General features: G+C 70.9%; 19 protein-coding genes. 3 read left to right on the top strand and 16 right to left on the bottom strand.

Going from position 1 to position 21,890, the window contains the following annotated elements:
* Positions 1-68 precede the first annotated feature (68 nt).
* Complete coding sequence (locus BLW57_RS31735; protein ID WP_176985795.1) at positions 69-2,249, top strand: ATP-binding protein; 2,181 nt, start codon at positions 69-71, stop codon at positions 2,247-2,249.
* A 20-nt stretch (positions 2,250-2,269) separates the two neighbouring features.
* On the opposite strand, the gene rpsD is transcribed toward BLW57_RS31735, so the two are convergent.
* The 5 genes from rpsD to BLW57_RS31710 form a co-directional block, all read right to left on the bottom strand.
* Entirely contained in the window at positions 2,270-2,884 is a 615-nt protein-coding gene (gene rpsD, locus BLW57_RS31730) for a 30S ribosomal protein S4 (protein ID WP_018570215.1), read from the bottom strand.
* Positions 2,885-3,185: 301 nt separating this feature from the next.
* On the bottom strand, positions 3,186-4,541 hold the full coding sequence (locus tag BLW57_RS31725) for a replication-associated recombination protein A (RefSeq protein WP_093479179.1): 1,356 nt from the start codon (positions 4,539-4,541) through the stop codon (positions 3,186-3,188).
* Between the two features lie 56 nt (positions 4,542-4,597).
* On the bottom strand, positions 4,598-5,254 hold the full coding sequence (locus tag BLW57_RS31720) for a vitamin K epoxide reductase family protein (RefSeq protein ID WP_093479178.1): 657 nt from the start codon (positions 5,252-5,254) through the stop codon (positions 4,598-4,600).
* A gap of 316 nt (positions 5,255-5,570) precedes the next feature.
* Complete coding sequence (hisS, locus tag BLW57_RS31715; RefSeq protein WP_093479177.1) at positions 5,571-6,833, bottom strand: histidine--tRNA ligase; 1,263 nt, start codon at positions 6,831-6,833, stop codon at positions 5,571-5,573.
* Between the two features lie 11 nt (positions 6,834-6,844).
* Positions 6,845-7,555: an MBL fold metallo-hydrolase gene (locus BLW57_RS31710; protein WP_093479176.1), complete on the bottom strand. Its 711-nt coding sequence runs from the start codon at positions 7,553-7,555 to the stop codon at positions 6,845-6,847.
* Between the two features lie 166 nt (positions 7,556-7,721).
* Here BLW57_RS31710 and BLW57_RS31705 point away from each other — a divergent pair, with 166 nt between their 5' ends.
* Together BLW57_RS31705 and BLW57_RS31700 are read left to right on the top strand one after the other, a co-directional pair.
* The gene (locus BLW57_RS31705) at positions 7,722-8,555 is read left to right on the top strand and encodes a peptidylprolyl isomerase (RefSeq protein WP_093479175.1); all 834 of its coding nucleotides are present in this window, start codon (positions 7,722-7,724) and stop codon (positions 8,553-8,555) included.
* A 153-nt stretch (positions 8,556-8,708) separates the two neighbouring features.
* Positions 8,709-9,938, top strand: coding sequence for a DUF349 domain-containing protein (locus BLW57_RS31700; protein WP_093479174.1), 1,230 nt, complete (start codon positions 8,709-8,711; stop codon positions 9,936-9,938).
* A 68-nt stretch (positions 9,939-10,006) separates the two neighbouring features.
* Here BLW57_RS31700 and BLW57_RS31695 read toward each other — a convergent pair whose 3' ends face one another.
* The 11 genes from BLW57_RS31695 to pdxS all read right to left on the bottom strand — a co-directional run bounded on the left by BLW57_RS31695 (position 10,007) and on the right by pdxS (position 21,845).
* Positions 10,007-12,574 carry a RelA/SpoT family protein gene (locus tag BLW57_RS31695; RefSeq protein ID WP_093479173.1) on the bottom strand — a complete coding sequence of 856 codons (2,568 nt, stop codon included), beginning with the start codon at positions 12,572-12,574 and terminating at the stop codon, positions 10,007-10,009.
* Positions 12,575-12,842: 268 nt separating this feature from the next.
* Positions 12,843-13,382: an adenine phosphoribosyltransferase gene (locus BLW57_RS31685; RefSeq protein ID WP_093479172.1), complete on the bottom strand. Its 540-nt coding sequence runs from the start codon at positions 13,380-13,382 to the stop codon at positions 12,843-12,845.
* On the bottom strand, positions 13,379-14,485 hold the full coding sequence (secF, locus tag BLW57_RS31680) for a protein translocase subunit SecF (protein ID WP_093479171.1): 1,107 nt from the start codon (positions 14,483-14,485) through the stop codon (positions 13,379-13,381). The genes BLW57_RS31685 and secF overlap by 4 nt, the downstream gene beginning before the upstream one ends.
* A 3-nt stretch (positions 14,486-14,488) precedes the next feature.
* Complete coding sequence (gene secD / locus BLW57_RS31675) at positions 14,489-16,276, bottom strand: protein translocase subunit SecD (protein ID WP_176985794.1); 1,788 nt, start codon at positions 16,274-16,276, stop codon at positions 14,489-14,491.
* A gap of 137 nt (positions 16,277-16,413) precedes the next feature.
* A complete protein-coding gene (gene yajC, locus BLW57_RS31670; RefSeq protein WP_093479169.1) occupies positions 16,414-16,947 on the bottom strand; it encodes a preprotein translocase subunit YajC in 534 nt (177 codons plus the stop codon).
* 189 nt (positions 16,948-17,136) lie between these two features.
* Positions 17,137-18,207 carry a Holliday junction branch migration DNA helicase RuvB gene (gene ruvB, locus BLW57_RS31665; RefSeq protein WP_073899458.1) on the bottom strand — a complete coding sequence of 357 codons (1,071 nt, stop codon included), beginning with the start codon at positions 18,205-18,207 and terminating at the stop codon, positions 17,137-17,139.
* Between the two features lie 26 nt (positions 18,208-18,233).
* Positions 18,234-18,839 (bottom strand): Holliday junction branch migration protein RuvA, encoded by a 606-nt coding sequence (gene ruvA, locus BLW57_RS31660; RefSeq protein ID WP_073899460.1) that lies wholly within the window; start codon positions 18,837-18,839, stop codon positions 18,234-18,236.
* Positions 18,836-19,375, bottom strand: coding sequence for a crossover junction endodeoxyribonuclease RuvC (gene ruvC / locus BLW57_RS31655; protein ID WP_093479168.1), 540 nt, complete (start codon positions 19,373-19,375; stop codon positions 18,836-18,838). The genes ruvA and ruvC overlap by 4 nt, the downstream gene beginning before the upstream one ends.
* Positions 19,376-19,505: 130 nt before the next feature.
* On the bottom strand, positions 19,506-20,258 hold the full coding sequence (locus BLW57_RS31650) for a YebC/PmpR family DNA-binding transcriptional regulator (protein ID WP_020938873.1): 753 nt from the start codon (positions 20,256-20,258) through the stop codon (positions 19,506-19,508).
* Positions 20,259-20,307: 49 nt separating this feature from the next.
* On the bottom strand, positions 20,308-20,913 hold the full coding sequence (gene pdxT, locus BLW57_RS31645) for a pyridoxal 5'-phosphate synthase glutaminase subunit PdxT (RefSeq protein WP_093479167.1): 606 nt from the start codon (positions 20,911-20,913) through the stop codon (positions 20,308-20,310).
* Positions 20,914-20,939: 26 nt separating this feature from the next.
* A complete protein-coding gene (gene pdxS / locus BLW57_RS31640; protein WP_093479166.1) occupies positions 20,940-21,845 on the bottom strand; it encodes a pyridoxal 5'-phosphate synthase lyase subunit PdxS in 906 nt (301 codons plus the stop codon).
* Between the last annotated feature and the right edge of the window lie 45 nt (positions 21,846-21,890).

Raw genomic sequence — 21,890 nt, 5'->3', positions numbered from 1 at the left:
GGTGCCGCGCACGCGGTCGCGAGAAGCGATTGTACGGAATGAACACACTTCAGTACGCTCCGTGTCCCATGCGAGGTCCTCAGAGCCCCGGCCCCTGGACGGACGCCGATCCGCCCCTCGAACTGACCGCGTTCGTCGGGCGCTCGACCGAGCTCGCCGCGCTGACGGCGGCGCTCGACGGGGCCCGGCTGGTGACGGTGACCGGGGTCGGCGGCGTCGGCAAGTCCCGGCTGGCCGTGCGGGCGGCGGCGCGGTGGGCGGCCGCCGCCCCGGCGGGCGGCGCGGTCGGGGGGCGGGTGGAGCTGGCGCCGGTGCGGGATCCGCAGTTCGTGGAGTACGCGGTCCTGGAGGCGCTGGGGCTGACCGACCACACCGCCCGGACGCCCCGCCAGGTGCTGCTGGAGCATCTCGCCGGCCGCCGGGTCCTGCTGGTGCTGGACGGGTACGAGCACCTGGTGGAGGCCTGCGCCGGGCTGGCGGCGGAGCTGCTGCGCAGACTGCCGGAGCTGCGGGTGCTGGCCGCGGGCCGGCGTCCGCTGGGGCTGGCCGGCGAGCGGTTGTTCCCGCTGGCCCCGCTGGGCACGGACGAGGCGGCGGAGCTGTTCACCGGCCGGGCCCGGGAGCAGGGGCTGCGGATGACCGACGGCCCCGAGGTGCGGGAGCTGTGCCGGCGCCTCGAGGGGATCCCGCTGGCGCTGGAGCTGGCGGCGGGGCGGTTGCGGGCCCTGTCCCCGGCCCAGCTGCTCCAGCGGCTCGACGACCGGTTCCGGCTGCTGACCGGCGGCGGCCGGGACGCGCTGCCCCGGCACCAGACGCTGCGCACCGCGATCGGCTGGAGCCACGAGCTGTGCACGCCCGCCGAACGGCTGCTGTGGGCCCGGCTGTCGGTGTTCGCGCAGACCTTCGACCTGGAGGCGGCCGAGTACGTGTGCAGCGGGGACGGACTGGCCGCCGAGGACGTGCTGGACGTGCTGTCGGAGCTGCTCGCCCAGTCCGTGGTCGCCCGCGAGGAGACCTCGACGGGCCCCCGCTACCGGATGCTGGACACCGTGCGCGCCTACGGCGCCGACTGGCTGGAGGCGACGGGGGACGCGGCCCGGCTGCGCCGGCGGCACCGCGACTGGTATTTGGGCCTGGCGACCTGGTGCGAGCTGGACTGGTTCTCGCCCCGGCAGCGGGAGGTGGCCGCTCGGGTCGACGCGGAGCTGCCCAATCTGCGGACCGCGCTGGAGTTCTGCCTGACCGAGCCGCAGGAGGCGCATCTCGGGCAGTACCTGGCGGGTTCGCTGTGGTTCTGCTGGGTGGGCTGCGGGCGGCTGGCGGAGGGGCGCCGCTGGCTGGAGCGCAGCGTGGAGCTGGACTCGGAGTACGAGCAGTCGCGGCTCAAGGCGCTGTGGGTGCTGGGCTACGTGGCGATCCTCCAGGGCGACACCGTGCCCGCGTTCCAGGCGCTGCGGGAGTGCCGCGAGCAGGCGGAGCGGTCGGCCGATGCGACGGCGGCGGCCTACGCGGAGCACCGCTCCGGCTGCCTGGCCCTGGTCACGGACGACATGGCCCGCGCGGAGACGCTGCTGCGGTCGGCGCTGGACCGCTACCGGGAGATCGGGGAGCTCAACAGCAATGTGCTGATGGGCCAGGTGGAGCTGGCGATGACCCGGGCCTTCCAGGGGGACCTGGCGGACGCGGTGCGGCTGTGCGAGGACGTGCGCCGGGTGTGCGAGGACCACGGGGAGCGCTGGGCGCGGTCGTACGCGCTCTATGTACTGGCGTACGCGGCCTGGCTGGACGGCGACGCCGGGCGGGCGCGGGAGCAGCTGGCGGACTGCCTGCGCCATGTGCACGCCTTCCACGACCTGCTGGGCTCGGTGCTGGCGATCGAGTTGCTGGCGCTGGTGACGGTCTCCCAGGGCGACCCGGCGGAGGCGGCGGTGCTGCAGGGCGCGGCGGCCGGGATGTGGTCGTCCGTGGGGCTGCCGCTGTTCGGCTCGGCGTACTTCAACGCCCCGCACGAGCAGTGCGAGGCGGCCGCCCGGCAGGCTCTGGGGGACGCGCGGTACGAGGAGTGCGTACGGGTGGGGGCGCGGCTGGGCCGGGAGGCGGCCGTGGCCCGGGCGCTGCGGCACGACGGGGTACGGCCGCTGGGCGCCCTGCCGGCTCCGCGGGGGCCCGTGGACCAGGGGTGCGCGGAGTCCGGAAAACGCGAACCCGCCGCCTCCCCCACCCGGAAGGGCGGGGAGACGGCGGGCTGAGGCCTACGCCGTGACCGGGGTCAGCGGGCGTAGTACTCGACGACGAGCTGCTCGTCGCAGATCACCGGGATCTCCTTGCGGTTCGGCTCGCGGTCCAGGCGGAACGCCAGGGCCTTGAGGTTCACCTGGAGGTAGCGCGGGGTCTCACCCTCGGGGGCGAAGCCACCCTCACGGGCGATCGTGAAGAGCGTCTTCTCCTTGGAGCGGTCGCGGACCTGCACGACGTCGTCCGGACGGACACGGAAGGACGGCTTGTCGACCTTCTGGCCGTTGACCTGGATGTGGCCGTGCACGACCATCTGACGGGCCTGGTAGATCGTGCGGGCGATGCCCGAACGCAGGACCAGCGCGTCGAGACGGCGCTCGAGCTCGATGATCAGGGCCTCACCGGTCTTGCCCTGGACCTTGGAGGCACGCTCGTAGGCGCGGACGAGCTGGCGCTCGGACACGTCGTACTGCGCGCGCAGACGCTGCTTCTCCAGCAGACGGACCTTGTAGTCCGAGTTCTGCTTGCGGCCACGGCCGTGCTCGCCCGGCGGGTAGGGACGGGCCTCGAAGTACTTGACGGCCTTCGGGGTCAGCGCGATGCCGAGGGCACGCGACTTCTTGACCTTGGGGCGGGACTGGTTCGCCACTTGTTTTCCTTTTCCTTTTCGGCTGCCTCAGGGTTACGGGAGGTCGCATCCGCAGCCGGGGAATTCCCGACAGGTCCACGCGGGACGTGTCAGGCAGCCGCTCCCCTGATCTGGGCACATACGTGCAGCACACGAACGGCCCACCGACCGGTCCCGGAACTCCGGGTGGTGGTGGGCTGCCCGCGACACCTACGACGGTGCGCGACGCTCCTGGATCGAAAGATCCGGCTGGATGTCCCGCCTGAGGCGCCGACCGAAGCCGGACACGGGACGCAGCACTCCGACGGATTCTACAGGGTGCTCATGACCGCTTGCGACCGAGGTGGTTCCTCGTCCACTCCACCGCGTCCGCGTAGCGGGCCTCGGCGCCGTGCCGGGTCGGGGCGTAGTACGCGCGGTCCTTGAGGGCGTCGGGGGCGTACTGCTGCTCGGCGATGCCCTCGGGCAGGTCGTGCGGGTACACGTACCCCTGCGCATGGCCGAGCTTGGCGGCCCCCTTGTAGTGGCCGTCGCGCAGGTGGGGCGGGACCGGACCGGCCAGCCCCTTGCGCACGTCCTCCAGCGCGGCGCCGATCGCGGTGGTCGCCGAGTTGGACTTGGGGGCGAGCGCCAGGGCGATGGTCGCGTGGCTGAGGGTGAGCGCGGCCTCGGGGAAGCCGATCATCGCGACGGCCTGGGCCGCGGCCACGGCGATGGGCAGGGCGTTCGGGTCGGCCAGGCCGATGTCCTCGCTGGCGGAGATCATCAGGCGGCGGGCGATGAACCGGGGGTCCTCGCCGGCCTCGATCATGCGGGCCAGGTAGTGCAGGGCCGCGTCGACGTCCGAGCCGCGGATGGACTTGATGAGTGCGCTGGCGACGTCGTAGTGCTGGTCGCCGTCGCGGTCGTACTTCACGGCGGCGCGGTCGACCGTCCGTTCCAGCGTCGCGAGGCCGATTTCGGACTCGCCCTGGTCCAGGGCGGCCCCGGCGGCGGCCTCCAGGGCCGTCAGGGCACGGCGGGCGTCGCCGCCGGCGATCCGGAGCAGGTGTTCCTCGGTTTCCTCGGGGAGGGCGACGGCGTCCTTGAGGCCGCGCTCGTCGCTCAGCGCGCGTCTCAGCAGGCCGCGGACGTCGTCGTCGGTGAGCGGTTCGAGGGTGAGGAGCAGGGAGCGGGAGAGCAGCGGGGAGATCACCGAGAAGTACGGGTTCTCCGTGGTGGCCGCGATCAGCGTCACCCAGCGGTTCTCGACGGCGGGCAGGAGGGAGTCCTGCTGTGCCTTGCTGAAGCGGTGGATCTCGTCGAGGAAGAGGACGGTCTCCCTGCCGAAACCGCCGGTGGCGCGGCGTGCGCCGTCGATGACCGCGCGGACCTCCTTGACGCCCGCGGTGATGGCGGACAGCTCGACGAACCGCTTGTCGGTGGCCTTGGAGACGACGTACGCGAGGGTCGTCTTGCCGGTGCCGGGCGGGCCCCAGAGGATCACGGAGGACGGTCCGGCCGGGCCGCCGCCGCTCTCGCCGACCAGCCGGCGCAGCGGCGAGCCGGGCTTGAGGAGATGCTGCTGGCCCACGACCTCGTCGAGCGTGCGCGGGCGCATGCGCACCGCCAGGGGACTCGCTGACGGGTCCTTCTCCTGGCGTTCTTCTGCTGCGGCGGTGAAGAGGTCGGGTTCCACGCTGAAACCCTAAATCACCCCACCGACAATCCCTCCGGGGCCCGGGAGCGGGCGCCTCAGCTGGTCCAGAAGTCCCACCAGCGCGTGAGGACCAGCATGCCGATGATGCCGACGTGCAGCACGGGCACGACCCAGGTGAACTCGCCGAAGAAGCTCTTCAGCCGGCGCGGGGTCGGCAGGAAGTCGTTGCGGATGTTGAACGAGGTCACGTACCAGAACATGGTGATCGTCGCGACCCATGCCAGCGAGCACCACAGGCACAGGGCGTTGATCCGGTAAAGGGACTGGAACTGCAGCCAGGTGCAGAAGGCGACGCCGAAGAGGCAGCCGAAGTTGAAGGTCAGCCAGTACCAGCGCGGGAACCGGGCGCGGGCCAGCAGACTCATGCCGACGCAGACGACGATGCCGTAGGCGACGAGGCCGAGCATCGGGTTCGGGAAGCCGAACGCGGCGGCCTGCTTGCTCTCCATGACGTTGCCGCAGGAGACGACCGGGTTAAGGCTGCACCCGGGGGTGAAGGTCTTGCCCGCGACCTTGGCCTCGAGGAGCTTGAACTTGTCGATCGTGATGACCCACGCGGCCAGCAGTCCGGCCGCGCCGGTGATCACCAGCAGCAGGGCGAAGGCGCGGCTGCCGCCCACCGTGCGCGGGGCGTCGGCGGCACGCTCGGGACCGGGCTCGGTGGAGACGTCTTTCACTGTCGTCTTGCTCATCACGCCGATTCCGTCACTTGAGAGTTGGACCATCTTCGGGCAGGGCCATTGTGCCGCACAGCCTGGTGTGTCCACCGTTCGGTGAACATAAGGAGGTACGCACGGCGGTCACGGACCGTTCGGTTCCGGCCGCCGCTCGGGAGGCCGCGACCGCGGGTGGACGGCCGGAATCCCGGTCCGGCCCCCGCGACGGCTCCCCTTGCGCGGAAGTCTCTTTCGGGGATCGTCCGGCAGGGCGAACACGGGGCCGCCGAGTTGACGACGGGTACGGGAAAGGGGCGCCGGGAAGACCCGGCGCCCCTCGGTGGCCCGTCGCTCAGCCGAGCCGTGACTCCAGTTCCGCCACGATCTCGTTGACGCCGATCGCCGCCTGCTCGCCGGACTCCATGTCCTTGAGCTGTACGACGCCGTCGGCGAGGTCGCGCTCGCCCGCGACGATCGTGTAGCGGGCGCCGCTGCGGTTGGCGTTCTTCATGGCGCCCTTCAGGCCCTTGGCGCCGTAGGAGAAGTCCGCCGCGATGCCGACCTTGCGCAGCTCGGTGACCTTCGCGAACAGGACCCGGCGGGCCTCCTCGCCGAGCGGCACGGCGAAGACGCTGGTGGCGGCGGGGATGTCCAGTTCGACGCCCTCGGCCTCCAGGGCCAGCACTGTGCGGTCCACCCCGAGGGCCCAGCCGACGGACGGCAGCGCGGGGCCGCCGATCATCTCGGACAGGCCGTCGTAGCGGCCGCCCCCGCCCACGGCGGACTGGGAGCCCAGGCCGTCGTGCACGAACTCGAAGGTGGTGCGGGTGTAGTAGTCCAGGCCGCGCACCAGCTTCGGGTCGTCCTCGAAGGCCACTCCCGCCGCCGTGATCAGATCACGGACCTCCTCGTGGTACGCCTTGCAGGCGTCGCACAGGTAGTCCCGCAGCAGCGGGGCGCCGGTGAGCTGCTTCTGCACCGACTCGCGCTTGTCGTCGAGGACGCGCAGCGGGTTGATCTCCGAGCGGCGGAGGGTGTCCTCGTCCAGGTCGAGCCCCCGCAGGAACTCCTGGAGCGCGGCGCGGTACACCGGCCGGCACTCCTGGTCGCCCAGCGAGTTCAGCAGGATGCGGAAGTCGCGCAGGCCCAGCGTGCGGTACGCCTGGTCGGCCAGGATGATCAGCTCGGCGTCGAGCGCCGGGTCCTCCGCGCCGATCGCCTCGGCGCCCACCTGGGAGAAGTGCCTGTAACGGCCCTTCTGGGGGCGCTCGTAGCGGTAGTAGGAGCCGGAGTACCAGAGCTTGACCGGGAGGTTGCCCGCCTTGTGCAGGTTGGCCTCCAGGGCCGCGCGCAGTACGGACGCGGTGCCCTCGGGGCGCAGGGCCAGCCGGTCGCCGCCCTTGGTCTCGAAGGCGTACATCTCCTTGGTCACGATGTCGGTGGACTCGCCGACACCACGCGCGAAGAGCTCGACGTTCTCGAATCCGGGCGTCTCGATGTAGCCGTAGCCGGAGTTGCGCAGCGGCGCGGCGATCGCCTCACGCACCGCGAGGTACTTGGCCGAATCCGGCGGAATCAGGTCGTAGGTGCCCTTGGGGGCCTTGAAGGTGCTCACGGAAGCTCTCGTCACATTCCTCGTCGGGGAGCGTCGACATCCGCTCCCGGGCCGGCGGCCACCTGCCGCAGATACGGGTTGGTGGCGCGCTCCTGGCCGATGGTCGTCTGGGGGCCGTGGCCGGACAGCACCACGGTCGAGTCGTCGAGCGGCAGGCACACGCGGGCCAGCGAGTCGAGCATCTCGGCCATGTCACCGCCGGGCAGGTCGGTGCGTCCGATGGAGCCGGCGAAGAGCAGATCCCCGGAGAAGAAGACCGACGGGATGTCGCTCGACTCGGGCATCCGGAACGTCACCGACCCCTTGGTATGGCCCGGCGCGTGCGCGACGGAGAACTCCAGGCCCGCGAGCGACAGCCGCGCGCCGTCGGTCAGCTCCTTGACGTCGTCCGGCTCCCCCACGGTCAGCTCGCCCATGAGCGGCATGCCGATGGACCGGCCGAGCGCCTTCTCGGGGTCGGTCATCATGTACCGGTCCTCCGGGTGGATCCAGGCCGGTACGTCGTGGGCACCGCACACGGGGACGACCGAGGCGACGTGGTCGATGTGTCCGTGGGTGAGGACGACGGCGACTGGCTTGAGCCGATGCTTCTTCAGCGCTTCCTCGACGCCTTCGGCGGCCTGGTGGCCGGGGTCGATGATCACGCACTCCTCACCGGCGGCGGGGGCGACGAGATAGCAGTTCGTCCCCCAGGCCCCGGCGGGGAACCCGGCAATGAGCACGATCGTCCTTCGTTGTGTCGATTACAGGCGGCTTCAGCTGCGTCAGAGCCTACCGGCGCTGCCGTTTACTCAGCGAACCCATATACGGTACGGGGCTACACGCAGCGATCGGCTCAGCAGGACGCACGCGTGCCGCCCGACACACGACGCATGAGGAGAGAACCCGGTGGTCACCCAGGAGCAGCGGCGGCGTCAGCTCGCCCGGGAGAAGTTCTTGCGGCAGCAGCAGCGGCGCACCCAGGCGCGGCGCAAGGCCAACCTGCGCAACTCCGTGATCGCGTCGGTGCTGGGCGTGGTCGTGATCGGCAGCGTCGCCCTGTACACGACCGGGGTGATGAAGGACGACGACGGCGGCAAGGCCAACGCCAGTGCCGAGGTCACCCCCAGCGCCGCGCCGACGAGCAAGGCCCCGGACCCGTGCGCCAAGCCGGCGGCGGGCTCGGTGAAGAAGCTCAGCTGGAAGAAGGAGCCGGCGATGTCGATCGACACGTCGGCGAAGTACACGATGAAGCTCGCGACGACGTGCGGTGACATCGGCGTCGACCTGAAGACGTCGGCGGCCCCGCACACGGTGAACTCGTTCGCCTTCCTCGCCGGCCAGGGCTACTTCGACCACACCAAGTGCCACCGGCTCACCCCGCAGGACATCTTCGTGCTCCAGTGCGGCGACCCGCAGGGCAGTGGCATGGGCGGTCCCGGCTACACGCTCCCGGACGAGAACCTCAAGGACAAGAGCCTGAAGAGCAACACGTACCCGGCGGGCACGGTGGCGATGGCCAACACCGGCCAGAAGCACACCGGCGGCAGCCAGTTCTTCCTCGTCTACAAGGACAGCCCGCTGCCGCCCCAGTACACCCCGTTCGGCACGATCGACGCGGCGGGCATGAAGGTGCTGAAGAAGATCGCCGACGCGGGCGCGCAGGCGGCCGACCCGACCACGGGGAACACCGCGCCGAACGCGACCGTGGTGATCAACAAGGCGACCGTCACCAAGTCCTGACGTCACCGTGGCCCGGGAACGGCGGGCTGCCCAATTTTCGGTCGTGCTGGATGCGGACAGGCAACCCGCTGGTCGCCTATGTTGGCCGTGACGAAACTGTGGACGATGCCCGGGGGTGCTGAGGCCCCGCAGGCATCATGTGGAGGAGGCGCTGTGAGCAGCGACCCGTGGGGCCGCGTCGACGAGACGGGGACCGTGTACGTGCGTACGGCCGACGGCGAGCAGGTCGTCGGATCCTGGGCGGCCGGCTCCCCTGAGGAGGCGCTTGCCTACTTCGAGCGCAAGTACGAGGGCCTGGTTGTCGAGATCGGCCTCCTCGAGAAGCGAGTCCAGACCACCGACCTGTCGGCGAAGGACGCCCAGACGGCGATCGACCACCTGCGCGAGCAGGTGGAGGCGCACCACGCGGTCGGCGACCTGGACTCGCTGCGCAAGCGGCTGGACAAGCTCGTCCAGACCGTCGAGGCGCGCCGTGAGGAGCGCAAGCAGCAGCGGGCCAAGCAGTCCGACGAGGCCAGGAGGGCCAAGGAGGAGCTGGTCGCCGAGGCGGAGGAGCTTGCGCAGTCCGACCAGTGGCGGGTGGCCGGTGAGCGGCTGCGGGCCCTGGTGGACACGTGGAAGGGGCTGCCGCGTCTGGACCGCAAGTCCGACGACGAGCTGTGGCACCGCTTCTCGCACGCCCGGTCGGCGTTCTCCAAGCGCCGCAAGGGACACTTCGCGCAGCTCGACGCGCAGCGCGAGGACGCCCGCCGGATCAAGGAGCGGCTGGTCGCCGAGGCCGAGGCGCTGTCCGGCTCCACGGACTGGGGTCCGACGGCGGCCCGGTACCGCGAGCTGATGGCGGACTGGAAGGCGGCCGGCCGCGCCCAGCGCGAGCACGAGGACGACCTGTGGAACCGCTTCCGCGGCGCCCAGGACGTCTTCTTCGCCGCCCGCAGCTCGGTGTTCGCCGAGCGGGACGCGGAGCAGGCGGAGAACCTGAAGCTGAAGGAGGAGCTGGCCGAGGAGGCCGAGAGGCTCCTCCCGATCTCGGACCTCAAGGGCTCCCGGGCCGCCTTCCGCTCGATCAACGAGCGCTGGGAGGCCATCGGCCACGTCCCGCGGGACGCGCGCCCGAAGGTCGAGGGCCGGATGCACGCGGTCGAGCGGGCGATCCAGGAGGCCGAGGAGGCCGAGTGGCGCCGGACGAACCCGGAGGCGCGTGCGCGTGCCGAGGGTCTGACCGGGCAGCTCCAGGCCGCCGTGGACAAGCTGCGCGGACAGATCGAGCAGGCGCGCGCCCAGGGCAACAACTCCCGGGCCGACAAGCTGGAGCGGGAGCTGGAAGGCCGCCAGGCGCTGCTGGACCAGGCCCTGAAGGGCCTGCAGGAGTTCGGCGGCTGACCGGTTCGCCGGCTGTGTGAAAGGGCCCCGTACGGTCGTACGGGGCCCTTTCGCACGTCCGTCGGCGACTACGACCGGCTGCGTCCGGAGGTCACGCGGTAGACGTCGTACACGCCCTCGACACCGCGTACGGCCTTCAGGACGTGACCGAGGTGCTTGGGGTCGCCCATCTCGAAGGTGAACCGGGAGGTGGCCACCCGGTCGCGGGAGGTCTGGACGGCCGCCGACAGGATGTTGACGTGCTGGTCGGACAGGACGCGCGTGACGTCCGACAGCAGCCGGGAGCGGTCCAGGGCCTCGACCTGGATGGCGACCAGGAAGACCGAGGACTGGGTGGGCGCCCACTCGACGTCGAGGATGCGCTCGGGCTCGCGGGACAGCGAGTCGACGTTGACGCAGTCGCTGCGGTGGACCGACACACCGCTGCCGCGCGTGACGAAGCCGATGATCGGGTCACCGGGCACGGGCGTGCAGCAGCGGGCCAGCTTGACCCACACGTCGTCGACGCCCTTGACCACGACGCCGGGGTCGGCGCTGGAGCGGCGCTTGCGGCCGCGGCTGCGGGACGGCGGGACCGCCTCGTCGATCTCCTCGGTGGCCGCCTCCTCGCCGCCGAGCGCCTGGACCAGCTTCTGCACGATGTTCGGCGCGGAGACATGGCCCTCGCCGATCGCCGCGTACAGCGCGGAGATGTCCGAGTAGCGCATCTCGTGCGCGAGCGTGACGAGCGAGTCGCCGGTGAGGATGCGCTGGATCGGCAGGTTCTGCTTGCGCATGGCGCGGACGATGGCGTCCTTGCCCTGCTCGATCGCCTCGTCGCGGCGCTCCTTGGAGAACCAGGCGCGGATCTTGTTGCGCGCCCGGGGCGACTTGACGAAGCCGAGCCAGTCGCGGGACGGGCCGGCGCCGGGCGCCTTGGAGGTGAAGACCTCGACCAGGTCCCCGTTGTCCAGGGTGGACTCGAGCGGTACGAGGCGGCCGTTGACCCGTGCTCCTATGGTGCGGTGGCCGACCTCGGTGTGGACGGCGTACGCGAAGTCGACCGGGGTCGCCCCGGCGGGCAGCGCGATGACGTCGCCCTTGGGGGTGAAGACGAAGACCTCGTTGCGCGACAGGTCGAAGCGCAGGGACTCCAGGAACTCCCCGGGGTCCTCGGTCTCCTTCTGCCAGTCCAGCAGCTGCCGCAGCCACGCCATGTCGTTGATGGCGTCCTTGTCCTTGCCGGCCTTCGGCACGTCGGTGCGGACCTTGGAGGCGCCGGCGACGGCCTCCTGCTTGTACTTCCAGTGCGCGGCGATGCCGTACTCGGCGCGGCGGTGCATGTCGAAGGTGCGGATCTGCAGCTCGACCGGCTTGCCGTTGGGCCCGATGACCGTCGTGTGCAGCGACTGGTACATGTTGAACTTGGGCATCGCGATGTAGTCCTTGAACCGGCCGGGGACCGGGTTCCATCGCGCGTGCACCGTGCCGAGGGCGGCGTAGCAGTCGCGGACCGTGTCGACGAGGACGCGGATGCCCACCAGGTCGTAGATCTCGGCGAAGTCGCGGCCCCGCACGATCATCTTCTGGTAGACGCTGTAGTAGTGCTTCGGGCGGCCGGTGACGGTCGCCTTGATGCGGGCGGCGCGCAGGTCGGCCTGGACCTCGTCGGTCACTATGGCCAGGTACTCGTCACGCTTCGGTGCCCTTTCGGCCACCAGCCGGACGATTTCGTCGTACATCTTGGGGTAGAGGATCGCGAACGCGAGGTCCTCCAGCTCCCACTTGATGGTGTTCATGCCCAGGCGGTGGGCGAGCGGCGCGTAGATCTCCAGGGTCTCGCGCGCCTTCTTCTCCTGCTTCTCGCGCTTCAGGTAGCGCATGGTGCGCATGTTGTGCAGGCGGTCGGCGAGCTTGATGACCAGGACGCGCGGGTCCTTGGCCATCGCCACGACCATCTTGCGCACGGTCTCGGCCTGGGCCGCCTCGCCGAACTTGACCTTGTCCAGCTTGGTCACGCCGTCGACGAGCAGGGCGACGACGTCGCCGAAGTCTCGGCGCAGGTCCTCCAGGCCGTACTCGGTGTCCTCGACGGTGTCGTGCAGCAGCCCCGCCATGAGGGTGGCCGGGTCCATGCCCAGCTCGGCGAGGATGGTGGTGACGGCGAGGGGATGCGTGATGTACGGGTCGCCGCTCTTGCGCTTCTGGCCGCGGTGCCAGCGCTCGGCGACCTGGTAGGCGCGCTCGATCTGGCGGAGCGTCGCGTTCTCGATCTTGGGGTCGTTGCTGCGGACTATCCGCAGGAGCGGCTCCAGGACCGGGTTGTAGGGGTTCGCGCGCTGGACGCCGAGGCGGGCGAGGCGGGCGCGGACGCGGTTCGACGAGCCGCTGCGGGCCGGCGGGGTGGCGGGCTGGCGCACCACGGGCGGCTGTGCCGGGCGCTCCGCCGGGGCTGCCCCGGACCGGGTGTTCTCGGGAGCGGGGGCGGGCTTGGGACGCGAGGCCTCGGCGCTCTTCTCGACGGGCGCGGACTGGGCGTGCTCGACCGGCCCGCGGGTGTCGTTCTTCGCGTGGGGCGCGTTGGGCGCGGGCTTGGCCGCGGCTGCCGAGGCGGACTCGGGCTTGGCGGCGGTCAGGTGCTGGGCCTCGTCTGGCAAGAGGACTCCTCGTGCGCGTTCCGGGTCCCCCGGTCAGGCTCCGGAGATCCCATGGTAGCGATCCTGCGCGTGGTCATCGCCCGCAGGCGGCTCTGAGGACCGTCTACCCCTGCAACACGGGAGGCTCCCGTGGGATTCCGGGAGGTGTCCCGGGGCTTCCCGCGAGGGTGCGGCGGATGCCGGTACGGCGATCCGCCGGGCCGGGTCCGGTGACGCGAGCGGCCGCCCCGGTGGTACCGGGGCGGCCGCCGCTGCGCTGTCGCTCGCTTCAGACCTGGAGCAGTGCCTCGACCGGTGCCCCGTCCAGGACCGGCTCCAGGCGGGCGCGCCCGCTCAGGAAGCCCAGTTCCATCAGGACGGCGACGCCGCAGACCTCGGCGCCGGCGCGGTGGATGAGCTGGACCGCGGCCTCGGCGGTACCGCCGGTGGCCAGGACGTCGTCCACGATCAGCGCGCGGTCGCCGGCAGCCAGGTCCTCGGCGTGCACCTCGATCTCGGCGGAGCCGTACTCGAGGTCGTACGCCTGCCGGAGGGTGGCCCCGGGCAGCTTGCCGGCCTTGCGGACCGGGATGAAGCCCAGGCCCGCGCGGACGGCGACCGGCGCGCCGAGGATGAAGCCGCGGGCCTCCAGTCCGACGACCTTGGTCGCGCCGGTGCCGGCGGCGATCTCGGCCAGGGTGTCGGTGAGGGCCGTGAACGCGGCCGGGTCGGCCAGCAGCGGGGTGATGTCCTTGAACATCACGCCCGGCTCCGGGTAGTCGGCGACGTCACGGATGCGGCTGAGCAGCAGCTCCTTGATGTCGGTCATCGGCGCTTCCCCGGCGTCCGGCCACGGCCCCGGTTGCGGGACGCGGGCTGGTTGCGCGGGCCGACGACGGCGGGAGTGGCGCCCTCGGCGTCGTCCCCGGTGGAACGCTCCTCGGTGAGGTCGTCCTCCGTGGTCGCCTGGGCGCGCTTGGCCAGGACCCGCTTCTTGAGCGCCTTCATCGCCGGCTCGCGCTCCTTGAGGTCGGCGACGAGCGGGGTGGCGATGAAGATCGACGAGTACGCACCGGCCGCGAGACCCACGAACAGCGACAGCGAGATGTCGTTCAGCGTGCCGGCGCCGAGGAAGCCGCCGCCGATGAAGAGCAGGCCGGCCACCGGCAACAGCGCGACGACCGTGGTGTTGATGGAGCGGACCAGGGTGCCGTTGATCGACCGGTTGGCGATCTCGCTGTAGGTGAAGCGGGTCTGCTTGGTGATGTCCTTCGTCTGCTCCTTGAGGCTGTCGAAGACGACGACCGTGTCGTAGAGCGAGTAACCGAGGATGGTCAGCAGACCGATGACCGTGCCGGGCGTGACCTCGAAGCCGACGAGCGCGTAGATACCGGTCGTGATCGTGATGTCGTGGATCAGCGCGACCAGGGCCGCGACCGCCATGCGCCACTCGAAGGCGATCGCCAGGTAGATCACGACAAGGACCATGAAGATCGCCAGGCCCTCCCAGGCCTTGTTGGCGACCTGCTCGCCCCAGCTCGGGCCGACCAGGTCGGCGGCGAGCTTCTCGGGGTCGAGGTTCAGGTCCTTGGCCAGCTCCTGCTTGACCTTGTCGGACTGGTCGGTGTCGATGCCGGCGATCTGGATGCGCAGGCTGCCGTTGCCCAGCTTCTGCACGATCGCCTCGTGGCCGGAGGCGTCCGTGGCGTACTGCTCGGCCTGCGCCACCGAGGCGCTCATCTTGGTGGGCGTCGTGAAGACCGCGCCGCCCTGGAACTCGATGCCCATGTTCAGGCCGCGCACCGCGAGGCCCACGATGGCCGTGATGGTGATCAGGATGGAGACGCCGTACCAGATCTTGCGCTTGCCGACGAAGTCGTACGAGATCTCACCGCGGTGCAGTCGAGCGCCGAGGCTGCCGAGTTTCGACATGGCTCAGGCCTCCTTCGGGTCGACGGGGCCGGCGGCGGGACCACCGGGACGGCGGGTGCGGCGCAGCGGCGGCTTGGCGCCCAGGCCCTTGGGGTCGAGTCCGGACCACTTGTGGCCGTTCGCGAAGAACTTGCGGCGGGCCAGGAGCGTCATCAGCGGCTTGGTGAACAGGAAGACCACGACGACGTCGAGCAGGGTGGTCAGACCCAGGGTGAACGCGAAGCCCTGGACCTTGCCGACGGTGACGATGAACAGCACCGCGGCGGCGAGGAACGACACGAAGTCGGAGACCAGGATGGTGCGCCGGGCGCGCGGCCAGGCCCGCTCGACGGCGGGGCGCAGGGTACGGCCTTCGCGGATCTCGTCCCGGATGCGCTCGAAGTACACGATGAACGAGTCCGCGGTGATACCGATGGCGACGATGGCACCGCAGACGGCCGGGAGGTTCAGCGCGAAGCCGATGGCCGGGCCGAGCAGCGCCATGATCACGTAGGTGAGGATCGCGGAGACCAGGAGGGAGGCCATGGCGACGAGCGACAGGCCGCGGTAGTAGATCACGAGGTAGAGCACGACCAGCGCGAGGCCGATCGCGCCCGCGAGCAGACCGGCGTGCAGCTGCTCGCCGCCGAGCGCGGCGGTCACCGTGGTGACGGTGTCCTCCTTGAAGGACAGCGGCAGCGCGCCGTACGACAGCATGTTGGCGAGGCTCTGCGCCTCCTCCTGCTTGAAGCTGCCGGAGATCTCCGCCTGGCCGCCGGTGATGGCCTGCTGCACGAACGGGCTGGAGACGACCTCCCCGTCGAGGACGATGCCGAACTCGTTCTGCGGCCGCTGGTTCTTGGCCAGTTGACCGGTGATGTCGGCGAACTTGTCGGCGCCGCTCTTGGTGAAGGTCATCTGGACCTGCCAGCCGGCGGCGCCCTGGGTGTCGAAGACGGCCTGCGCCTTCTTCACCTCGGTGCCGTCCACGGCGGCGGGGCCGAGCACGTACTTGTACCAGGTGCCGTCGATCTCGCCGCAGGCCACGGTGGACTCGCTCGGCTTGGCATTCTTGCCGGCGGCCGCGCGGGTGGCGGGCTTGGAGCAGTCCAGGGCCGCGTACTGGGCCTGGAGCTTGGCGGCCTCGGCGCTGGCACTGGCGGAGGCCGACGGGGTGCCGGACGGCTTGGCGCCGCCCGACGCGGAACCGCTCGGCGAGGGGGTCGAGTCGGCCTTCAGCGCGTCACTGACGGCGCGGCCCTGAGAGGTCGCCGTGGCCGTCGGGGACCCGGAGCCGGACGAGGAGGCCTTCTGGCCGGAGGAGCCGCTCGCCGACGGGCTCGCGTTCGGCTTCGGCGAGGAGCTGCCGCTGGAGGTGGCGCTCGGCGAGGGGCTCTTCGCGGCGCCCGCGCTGGGCTCGCTGGCCAGGACCGGCCGGAAGTACAGCTTGGCGGTGGTGCCGACCTGCTGCTGGGCTTCCTTGGAGTTGGTGCCCTTGGGGATGTTGACGATGATGTTGTCGGTCCCCTGGGTCTGCACCTCCGCCTCGGAGACGCCCAGGCCGTTGACCCGGCGGTTCATGATGTCGACCGCGGTGTCCATGTTGGCCTTGTTGATCGCGGCCCCCTGGTCGGCCTTCGCCTTGAGCGTGATGCTCGTGCCACCGGCGAGGTCGATGCCGAGACGCGGAGTCTTGTGCCCGGAGAGGAACATGCCTCCGGTCAGCGCCACGATGGCGATCAGGATGAGGGCCAGCGAGCGCCCTGGCTTGCTCTGGGCGCTCGCGCTCCGGCCCCTCTTAGGTGCTGCCACCTTCTCGTACTCCCTCTCGGGCCGCCCCGCGCCCGGTCGGCGCGGTCGGCCATGACATGGTGTCGGGCTCCCGTGCGAAACAGACGCGCCCGGGCTGCGCGGGGCGGGGTGCCGCCGCCGCGCGTCCCGGGGCGTGACTACTTCGCGTCGGAGTCGCCGTCGGTCTTCTTCGGCTCGTCCTCCGCCTTGGCGTCGGCGGCCTGGGCCGCTTCGGCCTTGTCCTCGGCGGCCTGGATGGCGTCGTCCCCGCGCTCGGCGGCGTCCTTCTTACCGAGCTCGATCTTCTCGTCGGCGGCGGCAGCGGCGGCGGGCCCGTCGGTCTCGTCGCTCTCGGTGAGGGAGGAGGCGTCGTCGGGGACGACGGAGGCGTCGGACTTCAGATCGTGCTCGATGCCGTGCACGATGCGGTTGTACTCGTCGTCGGTGAGCACGGCACCGATGGCGTTCTTGGCGAAGAGGAGGTCGACGCCCGGTCCGGCGTCGAGGAGGACGGTGTCCTCGTTGACCTCCTTGACCGTCGCGTACATCCCCCCGATGGTGCGGACGCCGGAGCCGGGCTGCATCTCGTTCCGCATGGAGGCGGCCTGCTGCTGCTTCTTCTTGGCCGAGCGCGTCATCAGGAACATGGCCGCGATGAGCACGATGAAGGGGAGAAGGGTAAAGGCATTCACGGGACGGGGTTTCCTTCGCGCGACCGCGACGGAGAGCGGCCTGTTGACGGGGGTGTGGGTCGGCGCCACCCGCAAGGGCGGCATCGGCGGAGTCTAAGCGAGTCCGCGCGCATGGAACAACGCTCAGCATGGCACCTGGGTTCCTGCTCAGGCCAATGCCCTCGCCGTCACGAAGCGATCACATCGCCCTCACGCCCCGAACAGGTCCCCTTGTCCGTTTCCCGTCGTCGCGGACCTGGGCGGGGTCAGCCCGAGGTGCGCCCAGGCGGCGGGCGTGCCCACACGGCCGCGCGGGGTGCGGGCCAGCAGTCCCTCCCGGACGAGGAACGGTTCGGCGACCTCCTCGACGGTCTCCCGCTCCTCCCCCACCGCGACGGCGAGGGTGGACAGGCCGACGGGGCCGCCGCCGAACAGCTTGAGCAGGGCCTCCAGCACGGCGCGGTCGAGCCGGTCGAGTCCGCGCGCGTCGACCTCGTACACGGCGAGGGCGGCCGCCGCGATCTCGCGGGTGATCACGCCGTCCGCCTTGACCTGCGCGTAGTCGCGGACGCGGCGCAGCAGACGGTTGGCGATACGGGGCGTGCCGCGGGAGCGGCCGGCGATCTCGGCGGCGCCGTCCGGCTCGATCTCGACGTCGAGCAGGTGCGCCGAGCGGTGCACGACGCGCTCCAGCTCGTGCGGCTCGTAGAACTCCATGTGCGCGGTGAAGCCGAAGCGGTCGCGCAGCGGGGGCGGCAGCAGACCCGCCCGGGTCGTGGCGCCGACCAGGGTGAACGGCGGCAGCTCCAGCGGGATGGCGGTGGCACCGGGGCCCTTGCCGACGATCACGTCGACGCGGAAGTCCTCCATCGCCATGTACAGCATCTCCTCGGCCGGCCGGGACATGCGGTGGATCTCGTCGAGGAAGAGGACCTCGCCCTCCTGGAGGGAGGAGAGGATGGCGGCGAGGTCGCCGGCGTGCTGGATGGCGGGGCCCGAGGTGATGCGGATGGGGGCGCCCATCTCGGCCGCGATGATCATCGACAGGGTGGTCTTGCCGAGGCCCGGCGCGCCGGAGAGCAGCACGTGGTCGGCGGTGGCGCCGCGCGCGCGTGCGGCGCGCAGGACGAGGTCGAGCTGCTCGCGGACCTTCTCCTGACCGATGAACTCGCCGAGGTCCTTGGGGCGCAGGGCGGCCTCGACGGCCTGGTCCTCCCGGTCGGCGACGGAGCCCACCAGCCGCTCCTCGGCGGGGGTGTCGGTCGGGTCGTGCCGGTTCACGGAGATCTCCTAGCGGGTGGCGCGGGTCAGCGGGCGCGGTTCAGGGTCTGCAGGGCGGCCTTCAGCAGCTGGCCGACCTGGGGCGTGCCGCCCGCGGCCTCGGCCTGTGGTGCCACGGCGGTCACGGCCTCGTCGGCCTCGCGGGTGGCGTAGCCGAGGCCGATCAGGGCCGCGTGCAGCTGGTCGCGCCAGCCCTGGGTGACCGGGGCGCCGATCGCGGGGGCGCCGACGGGCTCGCCGAGGCGGTCCTTCAGTTCCAGCAGCAGTTTCTGGGCGCCCTTCTTGCCGATGCCGGGCACGGCGGTGAGAGCTTTCTCGTCGGCGGTGGCGACCGCGCGGCGCAGCGCGTCCGGGGTGTGCACGGCGAGCATGGCCTGGGCGAGGCGCGGGCCGACGCCGCTCGCGGTCTGCAGGAGCTCGAAGACCTGGCGTTCGTCGTCGTCGACGAAGCCGTACAGGGTGAGCGAGTCCTCGCGGACGACGAGGGACGTGTGCAGCTTGGCGGGCTGTCCGGTGCGCAGCGTGGACAGGGTGTTCGGCGTGCACTGAACGGCCATGCCGACCCCGCCGACCTCGACGACCGCGGCGTCGGGGGCGAGCGCGGCGACCGTGCCGCTGACGAAGGCGATCATGCCGTCCGGCCTTTCGTTGCGTGGGCGGTGTGCAGGGCGACGGCCTGCTGGAGCCGGTTCTGCGCGGGTGCGCGCCAGATGTGGCAGATGGCGAGCGCGAGGGCGTCGGCGGCGTCGGCCGGCTTGGGCGGTGCGGAGAGCCGCAGCAGCCGGGTGACCATGGCTCCGACCTGCGCCTTGTCGGCCCGGCCGCTGCCGGTGACGGCGGCCTTGACCTCGCTGGGGGTGTGCAGGGCGACGGGGATGCCGCGCCGGGCTGCGCACAGCATGGCGACCGCGCTGGCCTGGGCGGTGCCCATGACCGTGCGCACGTTGTGCTGACTGAAGACGCGCTCGACGGCGACGAACTCGGGCCGGTGCTCGTCCAGCCACTCCTCGATGCCCTGCTCGACGGCGAGCAGCCGCCGGCTCAGCTCGGCGTCCGCGGGGGTCCGGACCACGCCGACCCCGATCATGGTGAGCGGCCGCCCGGCGACTCCCTCGACCACGCCGACACCGCACCGCGTCAGGCCGGGGTCCACCCCCAGTACACGCACGAGCGCCCCTCCCGTCGACAACCTGTTCGTGCAGGCTATCGGGTGTCACTGACAACGCCGAACAGCGCGGCGGGCCGGTGGGACGTGTCCCACCGGCCCGCCGGAAAACGCGTGTCGGAGCCGCGAGGCGTTACGCGTCGACCTTCTCCATGATCTCGTCGCTCACGTCGAAGTTGGCGAAGACGTTCTGCACGTCGTCGCTGTCCTCGAGCGCGTCGATGAGCTTGAAGATCTTCTTGGCGCCCTCCTCGTCCAGTTCGACCTGGACGGACGGCACGAAGCTGGAGTCGGCGGAGTCGTAGTCGATTCCGGCCTCCTGGAGGGCGGTGCGCACCGCGACCAGGTCGGTGGCCTCGCTGATGACCTCGAAGGTCTCACCGAGGTCGTTGACCTCCTCGGCGCCCGCGTCCAGGACGGCCCCGAGGACGTCGTCCTCGCTCAGCTCGCCCTTGGGGACGATGACGACGCCCTTGCGGCTGAACATGTAGGACACCGAACCCGGGTCCGCCATGTTGCCGCCGTTGCGGGTCATGGCGACGCGGACGTCGGAGGCGGCGCGGTTGCGGTTGTCGGTGAGGCACTCGATGAGCACCGCGACACCGTTCGGACCGTAGCCCTCGTACATGATCGTCTCGTAGTCGGCGCCGCCTGCCTCGAGGCCGCCGCCGCGCTTGATGGCCGAGTCGATGTTCTTGTTCGGAACCGACTGCTTCTTGGCCTTCTGTACGGCGTCGTAGAGGGTCGGGTTGCCCTCGAGGTCGACGCCGCCCATACGCGCCGCGACCTCGATGTTCTTGATGAGCTTCGCGAAGAGCTTGCCGCGCTTGGCGTCGATCACGGCCTTCTTGTGCTTCGTCGTAGCCCATTTAGAGTGGCCGGACATCTGCCTGTCTCCTTCGCGTAACCCAACTCTGTAACGAACCCCAGCGATCCTACAAGGAGTCGGGGGTCCGGTCGGCGCGCACCATGTCGACGAACAGGGAGTGCACGCGGTGGTCGCCGGTCAGTTCCGGGTGGAACGACGTGGCGAGCGCGTTGCCCTGGCGGACGGCGACGATGTGGCCCTCGTGCTCGGCGAGCACCTCGGCTCCGGCGCCCACGGACTCGACCCAGGGGGCGCGGATGAAGACGCCCTCCACAGGATCGCCCGCGACACCCCGCACGTCGACCGCTGCCTCGAACGACTCGTTCTGCCGGCCGAAGGCGTTGCGGCGCACGATCATGTCGATGCCGCCGATGGTCTCCTGGCCCGAGCGGGGGTCGAGGATCTTGTCGGCGAGCATGATCATGCCCGCGCAGGTGCCGTAGACGGGCATGCCGTCCCGCACGCGCGCGCGGAGGGGGTCCATCACGCCGAACAGCACGGCGAGCTTGGAGATGGTGGTGGACTCGCCGCCGGGCAGCACGAGACCGTCGACCTCGGCGAGTTCCTCGGGGCGCCGCACCGGCCTGGCCACGGCGTCGGCCGCGGCCAGGGCGATGAGGTGCTCCCGTACGTCGCCCTGGAGGGCCAGGACGCCAATGACAGGAGTGTTCATGGGGTGGTGTACCTGTGGGCCTTCGCTTACCAGCCGCGGTTCGCGTAGCGCTCGGTCTCGGGGAGGGTGTCGCAGTTGATGCCGACCATGGCCTCGCCGAGGTTGCGGGACGCCTCCGCGATGATCTTCGGGTCGTCGTAGAAGGTGGTGGCCTTGACGATGGCGGCGGCGCGCTTGGCCGGGTCGCCGGACTTGAAGATGCCGGAGCCGACGAACACGCCCTCGGCGCCGAGCTGACGCATCAGGGCCGCGTCGGCCGGGGTGGCCACGCCACCGGCGGAGAAGAGGACGACCGGGAGCTTGCCCAGCTCGGCGACCTCCTTGACCAGCTCGTAGGGGGCGCGCAGCTCCTTGGCGGCGGCGTACAGCTCGTGGTTGTCGAAGCCGCGCAGCCTGGCGATCTCGTTCTTGATCTGGCGCAGGTGGCGGACGGCCTCGACGACGTTGCCGGTACCGGCCTCACCCTTGGAGCGGATCATCGCGGCGCCCTCGGCGATACGGCGCAGGGCCTCGCCCAGGTTGGTGGCACCGCACACGAACGGCGTGGTGAAGGACCACTTGTCGGAGTGGTTGACCTCGTCGGCCGGGGTGAGGACCTCGGACTCGTCGATGTAGTCGACGCCGAGGGACTGCAGGACCTGGGCCTCGACGAAGTGGCCGATGCGGGACTTGGCCATCACCGGGATGGAGACCGCGTCGATGATGCCCTCGATCATGTCCGGGTCGGACATACGGGCCACGCCGCCGTCCTTGCGGATGTCGGCCGGGACCCGCTCCAGGGCCATGACGGCGACGGCGCCCGCGTCCTCGGCGATCTTCGCCTGCTCCGGCGTGACGACGTCCATGATCACGCCGCCCTTGAGCTGCTCGGCCATGCCGCGCTTCACACGGGCGGTGCCGGTCTCGGGAGCCTGGTTCTCGGTGGTGGACACGGGTGACCTCACTGAAGGGAAAGAGGGTTTCTCTGCAGCATCGAG

Source organism: Streptomyces sp. 1222.5 (assembly GCF_900105245.1).
GTDB lineage: Bacteria > Actinomycetota > Actinomycetes > Streptomycetales > Streptomycetaceae > Streptomyces > Streptomyces albidocamelliae.
This window is presented reverse-complemented; position numbering and strand designations above follow the sequence as displayed.